Genomic DNA, 13,423 nt, shown 5'->3' with positions numbered 1-13,423 from the left:
GTAACGGTACAACCCATGGTTGTGGCTCGCTGCCTCCCTTGTTGTTGGACTGCCGGTAAGTGCTCCTGATCGAATGCTCGGGGTCAACGATCGGTTGTAACGTCAGGGGGCAACATGGGACGCTCGTTCGGCTGGTTGTGGACGGCTTTCGCGGCGAGCACGCTGGGCACGTGGCTCGGGTTCGGGGCGTTCCCTCTGATCGCCATCCAGGTCCTCGGCACCGGCCCGGCCGCCGTCTCCGCCCTGGCCGCAGCCGGACTGGCCGCGGGTGCCGTGCTCGCCCTCCCCCTCGGCCCGTGGGTCGAAGGCCGGCGCAAGAAGCCGATCATGGTCGCCACCGACGTTCTGCGCGCCGCTGCCCTGCTGAGCATCCCGATCACGTACGCGCTCGGGCTTCTGACCTATGCCCAGCTCCTGGCCGTCTCGGTCATCGCCGCGGCCGCGAACATCGGCTTCACGTCCGCGAGCGGCGCGTACCTGAAGTCGCTCGTCCGCCCCGACCAGCTGCTGCCGGCCAACGGCCGCATCGAATCAACAATGTGGACCGCCACCGCGATCGGCCCACCACTGGGCGGCGCGGCCATCGGCCTCCTCGGCCCCGTCGCCACCCTGCTCGCCAACGCATCCGGCTTCCTGCTCTCCGCCGCCGCAATCGGCATGATCCGCAAACCCGAAGCCGCCCCACCGCCCAGCCCCACCCGCCTCCGCGCGGCCGACCTGGCGCAGGGCTGGCGTTTCATCCTCGCCGACCGCGAACTCCGCCCCCTGTTCCTCAACACCGTTGCTGTGAACGCCCTCATCCTGGCGACCGAACCACTCCTGGCCGTCCTGCTCCTGGGCGAGCTCCACTGGGCGCCCTGGCAGTACGGCCTCGCCTTCGGACTCCCCTGCCTCGGCGGCCTCCTGGGCGCCCAGCTCGCTCCCCGCCTCACCTCCCGCTACGGTCACCGCCGGGTCCTGCTGACCACGGGGGTGCTGCGGGCGGTGTGGCCGCTCGGCCTGATCTTCGTCACGCCGGGCCTGCAGGGGGTTTTGCTGGTCATCACTGTCGAGTTCGCTCTGATCACCTGCATTGGTATCTTCAACCCGCTCTACGCCACGACCCGGCTCAATCGTGTGCCGCCCGGGCGTGTCGGGCGGGTTCTGGTCTCCTGGAGCATCAGCAGCTCGATCACGATCGCTGCGTTGACCGCCGTGTGGGGCTTGCTGGCCGCGGTCACCAGTCCCCGCTTCGCCATCGGCGCCGCCGGCGTTCTTCTCCTGGCCACCCCGTTGTTGCTCCGTCGCCCGGGGTCTGAGCCTCTGCCGACGGCTGTTGACGCCCGATCAGAGGCGCAACCTACGGTGTGACTGTGGGACTCACCGCTGAGTGGTTTCAGCCCCACCATCTGCCCGTAGACCTTGTCCACGGTGCAGGACGAGAACGGCTGGACGACCGATCATCGACCACCCTGTGGGCGCCCCGACATCGTCACCGAGACCGGCTCCGCGTCGCTCCTCGTCGGGGTCGGCCGCACGCTCCACTTCGTCGCTACGTCAGCGTTTTCTGCTGGTTTCCACCCCGTCAATCTGGTCCTATGCTGCTCCCGGGAGGGCTATGGGCGTGGACCGTCCCGCACTCGCAGTCGATCGCTTAGGTCTCTCGCCGGTGGAGGCCGCGCGAATTGGACAGGGACCGCGGGTCAAGGCCGCGGCGATCGGACGAGGACCGCCGTTCAAGGCCGCAGCGAGGAAGCCGTAGATCACCACAACATCAGCGATGTCGGGGCTAAAACCGGCCCGGTTAGGCCCAACTTCAACGATGTCGGGCCAGCCCGAGCCCGCATAGCCCCAACTTCAACGATGTCGGGCCCACCCCAGCCCGCAAAGGCCCAACTTCAACGATGTCGGGCCCACCCCAGCCCGCATAGCCCCAACTTCAACGATGTCGGGCCCACCCCAGCCTGCATAGCCCCAACTTCAACGATGTCGGGCCACGGCAGCGCGGCGATCGCGGGCCTCAACAAATCCCCGTAAGCCCAAACTCACCGAAGTCGGGCCAACCCAACCCCTGAAGGCCCAACCTCACCGAAGTTGGGCCACAGCGGCGGCGAACCGCAGGCCCCCCGAACCCCCGTTGACCCAACATCACGGAAGTCGGGCCACCCCAGCCCGCGAAGGCCCAACCTCACCGAAGTTGGGCCTTAGCGGCGGCGGCGGCGAACCGCAGACCCCGCGAACCCGAAAGCCCAACATCACCGAAGTTGGGCCAACGCCCGCCCACGAAGGCCCAACCTCGCTGATGTTGGGCCACGGCGGTGGCGGATCGCGGAGGCGTTGAGGTCCAATGGGCACCCGAGGCGGTTACAGGCGTTGGAGTTGGGTGATGAGCATGGCGATGGCGAAGAAGCCGTAGAAGCCGATCGCGATGAGCATCCCGCCGAGGCGCCAGCCACGCAGGCGTACAGGGGCAGGCAGGTCTCGGGTGTTGAGGCGGACAAGAAGGACCGAGTAGAGCAGCGTGACCACCGACGCCGCGCAAGTTGAGACGATCAGGAGGCCGAGGGGCTGGGTGAAGCCGGCCAGCAGGATCAGTGAGCCCAGCACGATCTCGGCCCAGACGACGACCAGGTAGAGGCGGGGTTCGGTCCAGCGGGCCGAGTTCGTCAGGTAGTTGCGGCGCAGGAAGTCGGACGCGACCCGGCCGATGATGTCCAGCAAGCCCATCGAGGCCGCCCAGAGGGAGACCGCGGCGACGGCCAGGAAGAGGATCTTTAGCCAGGTGCCGACCTGGTCGGCGAGGATGTCGGCCTCGATGCGCAGGAACGATGCGTCGCTCTTGAGGTCGTCACGGCCGAACAGCGTCTCGTACGCGAGCAGGCACATGATCGTGATGGTTGCGAAGCACACGGCGACGAAGGTGACGAGGTGTTCGGCGTTGGCGCGCTTCCACCAGATGTTCCAGCGGCTGAGGTTGGCGTCGTCGAGGGCGAGGGCGTACCGGTCGGTGGTGCCGGCGGCTTCCTCGCGGCCGGTGATGGGTGAGACCAGGCGGGGGACGTGGGCGCCCATGCCGTAGCGCTTGTCGCGGATCCAGTTGCTCAGGACGAGGTTGTGGACGCCGCCGGCGCCGGCTGCGCCGATGGCGCTCAGGAGGAGGGTGAAGGTGATGCCTTCGGGGATGCGGCCGAAGCCGGTGACGGTTTCGCGGGCGCCTTCGCCCCAGGTGCTCAGTGAGATCACGAAGATGACCACCACGAGCAGGAAGAACAGGGTCAGGCCGACCTTGACGATCTCGACGCGCTCGACCGTGGTGTAGACGACTTTGGAGACGGAGAGCAGCACACCGACGATGACCAGGCTGGCCACTGTGATCCAGACCGGGTCACCGCCGCCGACCAGGTACGTGAAGACGGTCGAGCCGCTCGTCGCCCAGCCCGGCCACACGTACTGGAAGGCGCCCGCGAGACAGATGATGATGCCCCAGCCTTTCCACCAGCGGGAGAAGCCGGCGACGACGGTCTGGCCGGTCGCCAGGGTGTATCGCTCGATCTCCATGTTGATGACGAACTGGACGGCGAGGGTCGTGAAGGCGAGCCAGAGGAGTCCCAGCCCGCCGATCGCGGTCAGGTACGGCCACAGGATGATCTCGCCCGCGGCCATGCCGATGCCGACGGCGACCACGCCGGGGCCGACCATCCGGCGCAGGGAGAGGGGTTCGGGGAGGGACCGGGTGTCGAGGTCGTCGGTGGTCTGAGAACGGGCCATGACGCGCTCCAGGGAGAAGGTGAACGGGGGGTCACGCGGCCAGCAGCACGTCGAGGTGGCGCAGCATCCGCGTGGTGTCGGGGGTACGACCGGTGAAGAGCTCAAAGGCGGCGGCGGCCTGGTACGCGCACATCGCCGCGCCGCCGAGCGCCCGCAGGCCGGCGGCACGGGCGGCACGCAGCAGCGCCGTCTCGACCGGCATGTAGACGATGTCGAAGACCCACAGGCCGCGGTGGAGCAGCTCGGCGGGCAGGGGCAGGAGGGGGTGGTCGTGCATGCCGGCCGGGCTGGCGTTGACCAGCCCGTCCGCGTCCGCGAGCACCACCGGCAGTTCCGGAGGTGCCACGGCGGTGATGCGGGCCCGGTCGAAACGGGTGGCCAGTGCGGCGGCGAGCTGGTCACGGCGGCCCGCGTCCGGGTCGGCGATCGTCAGGTGGGTGACGCCCAGGCTGAGTTGTGCGTACGCGCAGGCGGCACCGGCTCCGCCCGCCCCCAGCTGGACGACGCGGCCCGTGGCGGCGCCGGGGAGGTTCGCCCGAAACGACTCCGTGAAGCCGTACGCGTCGGTGTTGTAGCCGTACCGCCGGCCGTCGCGGAAAGCGACGGTGTTGACCGCGCCGATCGCGGCGGCCTGGGGTGACAGGTGGTCGAGGAGCTCGATGACCTGCTGTTTGAAGGGGTGGGTGATGTTGAGGCCGGCAAAACCGTCACGTTCGGCCTCGTCCAGTGTCCGGCCGAGCTCCGCCGGGGTGTCCGGCCGGGTCACGTCGAACAGCTCGTAGGTCAGGTCGAGGCCCTGGCTGCGGGCTTCGGCCTCGTGCAACGCCGGTGACAGCGACGTGCCGATCCCGGCTCCGATCAGTCCGCACCGGCTTCCCATCCCGCACTCCCTCTCACAGATGCCAGTCAATGTACGAACTGGTACGTTAGTTATCCGGTGTGACGGCGGCCACTGTCAAGCCCCGCACGCCCCCACGGTTAACTGGATCCATGACGAGCAGCCCGGAGGAAGAACCGATGTCGGTGGATGTTGCCCCGCCCGCCACCGGGCAGCGGCGGCGCGACGCGGAACGCACCCGCGCCGAGATCCTCGACGTGGCCACCGACGAGTTCGCCGAGCGTGGGTACAGCGGCGCCCGGGTCGACGAGATCGCCGGGCGCACCCGCACCACGAAACGGATGATCTACTACTACTTCGGCGGCAAGGAGCAGCTCTACCTGGCGGTCCTGGAGCGTGCGTACGCGGAGATCCGGGCCGCCGAGCGCACCGTCGACATCGACCATCTCGACCCGGTCGCCGCGGTCCGCCGCCTCGCCGAGGTCACCTTCGACCATCACGAGGCGCATCCGGCGTTCATCCAGCTCGTCGGGGTCGAGAACGCCCAGCACGCCAAGCATCTGGCCCACGTGGCCCATCTCGTGGACCTCAACAGCTCCGCCGTCGCCGTGCTGCACGGCGTCCTGGACCGCGGCCGGCGCGACGGCGTCTTCCGCACGGACGTCGACGCGCTCGACGTCCACATGATGATCAGCTCGTTCTGCTTCTTCCGCGTCGCCAACCGCCACACCTTCGGCGCGCTCTTCGACCGGGACCTGCTCGACCCGGAGCGGCGCGGCCACTACCGCACCATGCTGGGCGACTTCGTGACCGGATATCTGCGACTCTGACAGGAGGCTCGATGACCGCACCACTGCGCCGGTCGATCGCGACGGTGTGCCTCTCCGGCACGCTGGACGACAAGCTCACCGCGGCCGCCGCCGCGGGTTTCGACGGCATCGAGCTCTTCGAGAACGACCTCGTGGTGGCGCCCTGGTCACCCTCGGAGATCCGCACCCGCTGCGCCGGCCTCGGCCTGTCCATCGACCTGTACCAGCCGTTCCGCGACTTCGAGGCGGTGCCGGCCGACCGGTTGCGGGCCAATCTGGCCCGCGCCGAGCGCAAGTTCGCGGTGATGGCCGAGCTCGGCACGTCGACGGTCCTGGTCTGCTCGTCGGTCTCCCCGGAGGCGATCGACGACGACGATCTGGCGGCCGAGCAGCTGTCGCTCCTGGCCGATCGGGCCGCGGCGCACGGGATGCGCATCGCCTACGAGGCGCTCGCGTGGGGACGGCACGTCTCGACCTGGGACCGGTCGTGGCGGATCGTCGAGCGCGCCGGCCACCCCGCGCTCGGGCTCTGCCTCGACTCCTTCCACGTGCTGTCGCGCGACGCCGACCCGGCCGGGATCGCCGGCATCACACCCGGCAAGGTCTTCTTCCTCCAGCTCGCCGACGCGCCGAAGCTGCACATGGACGTGCTGCAGTGGAGCCGCCACCACCGGCTCTTCCCCGGCCAGGGCGCCTTCGACCTGCCCCGCTTTGTCGGGTCGGTGCTCACCACCGGGTACGACGGGCCGCTGTCGCTCGAGGTCTTCAACGACGTCTTCCGTCAGTCGGACCCCGCGCGGACCGCGGTCGACGCGATGCGCTCCCTGACCGCGCTGGAGGACCGTCTCGACCCGGTCCGCGAGGTTCCCCTGCGGCGGCTGCCCGCCGCACCGGCGCTGACCCGGCACGCCTTCACCGAGTTCACGGTGGACGGCAACTCCGGTCCGGAGCTCCGCGAGGCCCTGCGCGGCCTCGGTTTCACCCACACCGGCCAGCACCGCACCAAACCGGTGGAGCTGTGGGAGCAGCAGGCCTGCCGCATCGTCCTGAACAGCGCGGTGACCCGGGCACAGGCACCGGGAGCAGCGGCGATCAGCGCTCTGGCGATCAGCAGCAGTGACCCGCTGAGCTCGCTGCGCCGGGCCGCGGCGCTGCTCGCGCCGGCCTCCCCCAACGTCCGCGAGCCCGGCGAGACCGAACTCGCCGCGATCACCGCGCCCGACGGCACCAGCATCTTCGTGACCCGGCCCGACGACGCCTGGCGCAGCGACTTCCTGCCGACCGGCGAGACGCCCGCGCCCGGAGCCGGCCTGACCGGCGTCGACCACCTCGGGCTGGCGCAGCCCTTCGACCACTTCGACGAGGCCGGTCTCTTCTACCAGTCGGTGCTCGGCCTGGACCACCTGGCGACGGAGGAATACGCGGCGCCGTTCGGGCTCACCCGCTCACGCGCCCTGGCCGACCCCGGCCGGACCGTGCGCCTCGCCCTGACCGTCTCGCTGCTGCGCCGCGGTGACTGGGCACCCGCGGTCGCCGACCCGCAGCACGTCGCCTTCGCCACCACGGACCTCGTCGCCAGCGCCGAGGCACTCACCCGGTCCGGCGCGATCCTGCTTCCGGTCCCGGACAACTACTACGCGGACCTCGCGGCCCGGTTCGGCCTTTCCGACGGTACGGTCACAGCGCTGCACCGCCACGGCATCCTCTACGACCGCGACGAGGACGGCGGCGAGTTGCTGCACCTCTACACACCGGTCCTCGGCGGCCGGGTGTTCTTCGAGCTCGTCGAGCGACGGCACGGATACGACCGCTTCGGCGAGCCCAACGCGCCGGTCCGGATGGCGGCACAACGCCACCGCCGCCTGCACCCGGCTACCCCCTGAGACGTCCTCACTCGGTCCGCTGGTGCGGGATCCGGCTCGGCACCGGGTAGCCGAGCAGCTCGACGAGGTCGCCGGTCGCCGCGGCGAAGGCCTCGTGGATGTCGTCGTCGAAATGGTTCTCCCAATCACCGGCCTCGCCTTTGCGGTAGTGCGAGATCGCACCGGCAACCTCTTTTTCACTCCGCATGCGGGAGAAGCTGTAATGGGAAAGAAGGCTGTCCAATTCAGCGGGAGGCAGGACGATCCCGCAGTGGCGCAGTAACCGGTCGACCTCCGCCCGCTGATCGGGTCCGGTCAGATCCTCGTAGCGGAACAGGCGGATGTCGTCCGCTTCCGGAGCGACCGCCCACGACCGCAGTGCCTTGAAGGAACCTTTGGCGGTCAGATGACTGATGACGTACAGCAGGCCCTCCTTCCGCGGCTTTTCCAGCAGCACCTTGCGGACGCGGGGAATGTCGCCCATGGGCGTGTGCGAGCTGCGCGTGGAGAAGTAGCTCGACACGACGATGTCGCGCGGATCGCGCATGACGAAGAAGGCCCGGCACCGCTCGGGACGGGGTATGGCCTGGAACTTCTTGTGGGAGAGGAAGAGCGACGAGACGATCCGCCCGGACGGGAAGGGCTCCGGGTGCTGCCACTTGTACGGGCGCGGATCGTAGGGCAGCAGACCCGAATGACGGTAGACGAGAGGGTCGCTGAGCATCGCCTTGATCCACTGACTCGCCGTCTTGCGCATCGCACAGTGGAAGACGTTCTCGTACGCACTCGGCGCTTGCACCGGCACCGTCATCCGCACCTTGGCGTTGTGCGCCTCGAGCAACATCCGGCGTGCTACGACGCGTACGGAATTGGGTGTGTGATGTTTGGCGAACGTGACGGTGCGATTGATCATCGCCTTTACCCCTCGCGTGCTGCAGGCATTGTCCGTCGTGCCGCCCAGCCGACGGACCATGCGAGTTCCGAAACTGTACCGCACAAGTCAACAAGGCTTTCCTGATGCCTTTCTGACTGTATTCAGCAGCCAGGAATAGGCTGACGGTGTGGCTCAACGCAAACTGGACGTGGTCGTGGTGCGCTGGTACGAGCGCCTCGACCGGTCACCGGACGTCGTCCCCCGCTGGCTCGCGGCCGCCCGCGACCACCTCCCGGAGGCGACACCCCGCCGCTACGGCGACTCCGAACCCCTGCGCGACCGCTTCGACCGCGACGGCGAGGCGGGACTGGCCCGGGCGTACGCGGAGGCGGACTCGCTGCTTTTCCTGGCCGGCACACCACCGGTGTTCCACGCCTCGCTGTCCACCCGCGGCACCGGACGCCTCCGTGGCGGCCCCGTCGGCGCGCACACCCTGCACGCCGAGCTGGACCCGGCCGACGAACGCCTGCACCGTTTTGCGCTCGCGCTGACCCACCCGGGCACCATCTACGTCTCTGCCTCGGTGTCCGGCGGCGAAACCCTCGACCGCGGCACCCTGTACGGCCCGGGCGACCGCCCCGCGGAGCCGTACCTGGCGCCGCTGGGCTTCTGGCTGGGCCTGCCTCCCACCCGTCCGGCGTGGCACTTCTTCGGAACCGCCTACACCCGCGCGCTACCGGCCGACCTCGGCACGGGCTGGGTGCCCGAACGCTTCCAGGCCCGCCTGCAGGAGGACGACATCGCCCAGCGCCACGCCCCGCGTCTCCCCCGAGGCCTCGGCCGCTCCCGCCTGCGCTTCTGGTAGTCCCCGCGCATGTTGACCTCAACCGGGCTTAATGTTCGACGATGCTCCGCACTGCTGGTGAGCGGACGGGGTGGGTCGAATGCGGGTGGTGCGGGCGACGGGATTCGGTGGACCTGAGCTCCTGGTCGTGGGTGAGGCTCCCGATCCGGTGGCCGGCCTCGGTCAGGTGGTGGTCGAGGTGTCGGTGGCGAGCATGACGTTCGTCGAGACCCAGATCCGGCAGGGTGTGGACAGGTGGCACGAACCGCCTCGGCTGCCGTACGTGCCCGGCGGGCTGGTGGCCGGGCTGGTGATCGAGACCGGGGAGCGCGTGGACCCGGCCTGGCTGGGGCAGCGGGTGGTCGCCGGCACCGGAGAGACCGGCGGCTTCGCCGAAAGGGCCGTGGCGGAGGCCGAGGACCTGTTCACGGTGCCGGAAGGGTTGGGTCTGCCGGAGGCCGCCGCCCTCTGCAGCGACGGCAGCACAGCGCAGGGTCTCGTCGAACGCGCCGGGATCAGGGCCGGCGATCGGGTCCTGGTCGAGGCTGCGGCGGGTGGTGTGGGCACGCTGCTGGTGCAGCTCTGCCTCACGGCCGGCGCCCAGGTGATCGGTGCAGCCCGTGGGCCGGCGAAGGTCGATCTGATCCGGCGGCTGGAAGCCGACGCCGCTGTCGACTATTCCGGTTCGGGCTGGACCGCGGAGGTGCTCGAGGCCACGGGCGGCCTCGGGCCGACTGTCGTGTTCGACGGCGTCGGGGGCCGGATCGGGCGGGCCGCGTTCGAGGTGACTGCTCGCGGTGGCCGGTTCTCGGTGCACGGCGCGTCCAGCGGCGAGGTCACCGGCATCGACGCGGCCGAGGCGCGGGATCGCGGCGTGCAGGTGATCGGTATCGAGCAGCTCTTCGAATTCCGCCCGCAGGTGCGGCGGTGGGCGGCACAGATCATGGCGGCGGCCGTCGGCGGGTCGGTCCGGCCCGTCATCGGGCAGACCTTCCCGCTGGAACGCGCCGCCGACGCTCACGCCGTCGTCGAGAACCACACTGCTCTGGGCAAGACCCTGCTGGTGATCTGAGGTCAGCTCAGCGTGGGCATCGCCGAGGTCAGCATCGAGCGCCAGTCGGGCAGCGGGTCGACGCCGGACCTGGACCAGGCGGCGTGGCCGAGGACGCTGTAGGACGGGCGGGGCGCCGGGCGGCGGAAGGTGGCGCTCGTGGTCGGGCGTACCCGGTCCGGGTCGAGGCCGGCCTCCTCGAAGACCGCGCGGGCGAGGCCGTACCAGGTGGTCGAGCCGGCGGCGGTGCCGTGGTACGCCCCGGGCGCGGCTCGGCCGTCCCGGGCGGCGCCGGCGAGGTCGACGAGCTGCCGGGCGAGGGCGTACGACCACGTGGGCGGGCCCTGCTGGTCGTCGACGACGTCGAGGGTGTCGCGTTCGGCGGCCAGGCGCAGCATCGTGCGCACGAAGTTGGGGCCGTGCGCGCCGTAGAGCCACGCGGTCCGTACGACGTAACCACCGGCAGCCAGGACGGCCTGCTCACCGATCGCCTTGCTCCGCCCGTACGCGTTGACCGGAGCCGGGACCGCGTCCTCCGGATAGGGGGCGGTGGCATCTCCGGCGAAGACGTAGTCGGTGGAGAGATGGATCAGGTGTTTGCCGGCGGCCGCCGCCAGGGTGTGCACGGCGTGACCGTTGACGGCGGTTGCGGCCTCCTCGGCGGTCTCGGCGCCGTCGACGTCCGTCCAGGCGGCGGTGTTGAGGACAACGTCGGCACCGGCAACCGCTGCTCGCACCGCGGACTGGTCGGTGACGTCGAGGTCGGCGCGGGTCGCCGCCACCACATCCGTCTCGCCCGCCTCGGCCAGGACCGTGCGGAGGTCCCGGCCGAGCATGCCGCCGGCACCGGTCACGAGCCAGCGCATCAGGCTGACCCGGCCTTCAGCGGCTCCCACCAGTCGCGGTTGTCGCGGTACCAGGCGACGGTCGAGGCGAGGCCTTCGTCGAGGGTCACCTGCGGGGCGTACCCGAGCTCTTCGCTGATCTTGGTGATGTCGAGCGAGTAGCGGCGGTCGTGACCCTTGCGGTCCTCGACGGGCCGCACCATGTCCCAGCCGGCGCCGCAGGCGTCGAGCAGGCGGCCCGTCAGCTCGCGGTTGCTGAGCTCGGTGCCGCCGCCGATGTGGTAGACCTCGCCGGCCCGGCCCTTCTCGAGGGCCAGCTGGATGCCGCGGCAGTGGTCGGCGACGTGGAGCCAGTCGCGGATGTTGCCGCCGTCGCCGTAGAGCGGCACCTGTTTGCCGTCCAGGAGGTTGGTCACGAAGAGCGGGATGACCTTCTCCGGGAACTGGTACGGGCCGTAGTTGTTGGAGCAGCGGGTCACGACGACGTCCATGCCGTGGGTGCGGTGCGCCGCCAGCGCCAGCAGGTCCGATCCGGCTTTCGAGGCGGCGTACGGGGAATTCGGCATCAGGGGCCAGGTCTCGGTCCACGAGCCCTCGGCGATCGAGCCGTAGACCTCGTCGGTCGAGACGTGCACAAAACGACCGATCCCCGCGGTGCGGGCCGCGTCGAGCAGCACCTGCGTCCCGAGCACATTTGTGGTGACGAAAGGGACAGCACCCGCAATTGACCGGTCCACATGGGATTCCGCCGCGAAATGGACCACGGCGTCGTGCCCGGGCAGGAGGTCGCGCAACAGCGCCGCATCGGCGATGTCGCCCTGCACAAATCGGAGTCGGGAATCTGCCACCGGCAGGTTGGCCCGATTTCCCGAATAGGACAACAGGTCCAGAACCGTCACGGAGGCCCCGGCAGCACCGGGGTACTCATCCTGCAGGAGGGCACGGACATAGGCCGAACCGATGAATCCGGCGCCGCCGGTGACAAAAATCTGCACGGCTGGCGAGTGTAGTCGCATGGTCGCTTCTGTCTAACCTTCCGTGGTGCGCGGAATCCTGCTCGCCGGTGGCACCGGCTCGCGACTCTGGCCCATCACCATGGCCATGTCGAAACAGCTCATGCCGATCTTCGACAAACCGATGGTCTACTACCCCCTCACCACGCTGGTCTCGGCCGGGATCAGCGAGATCCTCGTCATCACCACACCCGAGGACCAACCCCATTTCCAGCGGTTGCTGGGCGACGGGAGCCGTTTCGGGCTCTCCCTGACGTACGCGGAACAGCCGAAACCTGACGGTATAGCCCAGGCGTTCCGGATCGGGGCCGATTTCATCGGTGATCAGCCGGTCGCGATGGTTCTCGGTGACAACATCTTCCACGGTGTCGGCCTGGGCCGGCAGCTGGCCAAGTACGCCCAGCCGGCCGGTGGGCGGATTTTCGCTTATCCGGTGGCCGATCCGCACCGGTACGGCGTGGTCGAGTTCGACGACAACGGCAAGGTGCTCTCGATCGAGGAGAAGCCGGAACGCCCGAAATCCACGTACGTGGTGCCGGGTCTCTATTTCTACGACGCCGACGTCGTCCGGATCGCCGAGAAGCTGGAGCCCAGCGCCCGCGGCGAGCTGGAGATCACCGCGGTCAACGAGGAGTACCTGCGCCAGGGCCGGCTCGACGTGACCGTGCTGGACCGGGGCACGGCGTGGCTCGACACGGGCACGTTCCAGTCGATGGTCCAGGCGTCGGAGTACGTCCGCGTCATCGAGGAGCGGCAGGGCATGAAGATCGGGTGTGTCGAGGAGGCGGCCTGGCGGCTCGGGTTCATCTCCGACGACCGCGTCCGCGAGCTGGCGGAACCGCTGATGAAGAGCGGGTACGGCGAGTACCTGGTGCGGATGCTCGAGACCAACCGGTTCGGGGGCGCCCTGTGAAGATCCGCCAGCTCACCATCGAGGGCGCGTACGAGGTGACGCCGGTGCAGCACAGCGACTCCCGCGGCACCTTCCTGGAGTGGTACAGGTTCGACGCGCTGGCCGCGGCGGTCGGCCATCCGCTGGATCTGGCCCAGGCCAACCTCTCCACGTCGGCGCGGGACGTGGTGCGCGGCATCCATTTCGCCGATGTGCCACCGGGGCAGGCGAAGTACGTGACGTGCGTGTCGGGCTCGGTGCTCGACGTGGTGGTGGACATTCGTGTCGGGTCGCCCACGTTCGGCCTCTGGGAGGCCGTCCCGCTCGACGACGACGCGCGGCAGGCCGTTTATCTGTCCGAGGGTCTCGGGCACGCGTTCTGCGCGCTGACCGAGGGCGCGACCGTGGCGTACCTGTGCTCGTCGACCTACCGGCCGGGGCACGAGCACGGCATCGACCCGCTGGACCCGGAGCTCGGCATCACCTGGCCGGTCGGTACGCCGCTGCTGTCCACCAAGGACGCCGGGGCGCCGTCGCTGTCGCAGGCGCGGGCCGCGGGGCTGCTACCTGAATACGCTGCTTGTTCTACCTATATCGAAACAAGACGTCGGATGAAAGACACGGGGTCGTCCCCGTCGGCCGATTGAC

12 protein-coding genes are annotated in these 13,423 nt (G+C 69.5%); 7 read left to right on the top strand and 5 right to left on the bottom strand.

All coding sequences use genetic code 11. From position 1 onward, the window contains the following. Positions 1-114 precede the first annotated feature (114 nt). On the top strand, positions 115-1,350 hold the full coding sequence (locus AFR_RS16170; RefSeq protein ID WP_023361573.1) for an MFS transporter: 1,236 nt from the start codon (positions 115-117) through the stop codon (positions 1,348-1,350). Between the two features lie 993 nt (positions 1,351-2,343). Here AFR_RS16170 and AFR_RS16165 read toward each other — a convergent pair. Together AFR_RS16165 and AFR_RS16160 are read right to left on the bottom strand one after the other, a co-directional pair. Next, positions 2,344-3,747, bottom strand: coding sequence for an Nramp family divalent metal transporter (locus AFR_RS16165; protein WP_023361572.1), 1,404 nt, complete (start codon positions 3,745-3,747; stop codon positions 2,344-2,346). 31 nt (positions 3,748-3,778) lie between these two features. After that, a complete protein-coding gene (locus tag AFR_RS16160; RefSeq protein ID WP_023361571.1) occupies positions 3,779-4,627 on the bottom strand; it encodes a shikimate dehydrogenase in 849 nt (282 codons plus the stop codon). A gap of 137 nt (positions 4,628-4,764) precedes the next feature. Here AFR_RS16160 and AFR_RS16155 point away from each other — a divergent pair, with 137 nt between their 5' ends. Both AFR_RS16155 and AFR_RS16150 read left to right on the top strand, forming a co-directional pair. Beyond that, positions 4,765-5,415 carry a TetR/AcrR family transcriptional regulator gene (locus AFR_RS16155; protein WP_023361570.1) on the top strand — a complete coding sequence of 217 codons (651 nt, stop codon included), beginning with the start codon at positions 4,765-4,767 and terminating at the stop codon, positions 5,413-5,415. Between the two features lie 11 nt (positions 5,416-5,426). Beyond that, positions 5,427-7,277, top strand: a complete 1,851-nt coding sequence (locus tag AFR_RS16150; RefSeq protein WP_023361568.1) for a bifunctional sugar phosphate isomerase/epimerase/4-hydroxyphenylpyruvate dioxygenase family protein — start codon at positions 5,427-5,429, stop codon at positions 7,275-7,277. 7 nt (positions 7,278-7,284) lie between these two features. Here the strand turns inward: AFR_RS16150 and AFR_RS16145 are convergent, their stop codons facing one another. Beyond that, positions 7,285-8,169, bottom strand: a complete 885-nt coding sequence (locus AFR_RS16145) for a sulfotransferase domain-containing protein (protein ID WP_023361566.1) — start codon at positions 8,167-8,169, stop codon at positions 7,285-7,287. A 148-nt stretch (positions 8,170-8,317) separates the two neighbouring features. Here AFR_RS16145 and AFR_RS43670 point away from each other — a divergent pair, with 148 nt between their 5' ends. After that, positions 8,318-8,995 carry a hypothetical protein gene (locus AFR_RS43670; RefSeq protein ID WP_023361564.1) on the top strand — a complete coding sequence of 226 codons (678 nt, stop codon included), beginning with the start codon at positions 8,318-8,320 and terminating at the stop codon, positions 8,993-8,995. Between the two features lie 79 nt (positions 8,996-9,074). Further along, positions 9,075-10,046: a zinc-binding dehydrogenase gene (locus AFR_RS16130; protein ID WP_023361562.1), complete on the top strand. Its 972-nt coding sequence runs from the start codon at positions 9,075-9,077 to the stop codon at positions 10,044-10,046. Positions 10,047-10,048: 2 nt separating this feature from the next. Here the strand turns inward: AFR_RS16130 and rfbD are convergent, their stop codons facing one another. Next, a complete protein-coding gene (gene rfbD / locus AFR_RS16125; RefSeq protein ID WP_193786362.1) occupies positions 10,049-10,891 on the bottom strand; it encodes a dTDP-4-dehydrorhamnose reductase in 843 nt (280 codons plus the stop codon). Further along, positions 10,891-11,865, bottom strand: a complete 975-nt coding sequence (gene rfbB / locus AFR_RS16120) for a dTDP-glucose 4,6-dehydratase (protein ID WP_023361558.1) — start codon at positions 11,863-11,865, stop codon at positions 10,891-10,893. The genes rfbD and rfbB overlap by 1 nt, the downstream gene beginning before the upstream one ends. 46 nt (positions 11,866-11,911) lie before the next feature. Here rfbB and rfbA point away from each other — a divergent pair, with 46 nt between their 5' ends. Both rfbA and AFR_RS16110 read left to right on the top strand, forming a co-directional pair. After that, positions 11,912-12,796 (top strand): glucose-1-phosphate thymidylyltransferase RfbA, encoded by an 885-nt coding sequence (rfbA, locus tag AFR_RS16115; RefSeq protein WP_041842277.1) that lies wholly within the window; start codon positions 11,912-11,914, stop codon positions 12,794-12,796. Then, a complete protein-coding gene (locus tag AFR_RS16110) occupies positions 12,793-13,422 on the top strand; it encodes a dTDP-4-dehydrorhamnose 3,5-epimerase family protein (RefSeq protein WP_023361554.1) in 630 nt (209 codons plus the stop codon). Before rfbA ends, AFR_RS16110 begins: the two co-directional genes overlap by 4 nt. Position 13,423: the final 1 nt, after the last annotated feature.

The sequence above is a fragment of the Amorphoplanes friuliensis DSM 7358 genome (assembly GCF_000494755.1).
Lineage (GTDB): Bacteria > Actinomycetota > Actinomycetes > Mycobacteriales > Micromonosporaceae > Actinoplanes > Actinoplanes friuliensis.
This window is presented reverse-complemented; position numbering and strand designations above follow the sequence as displayed.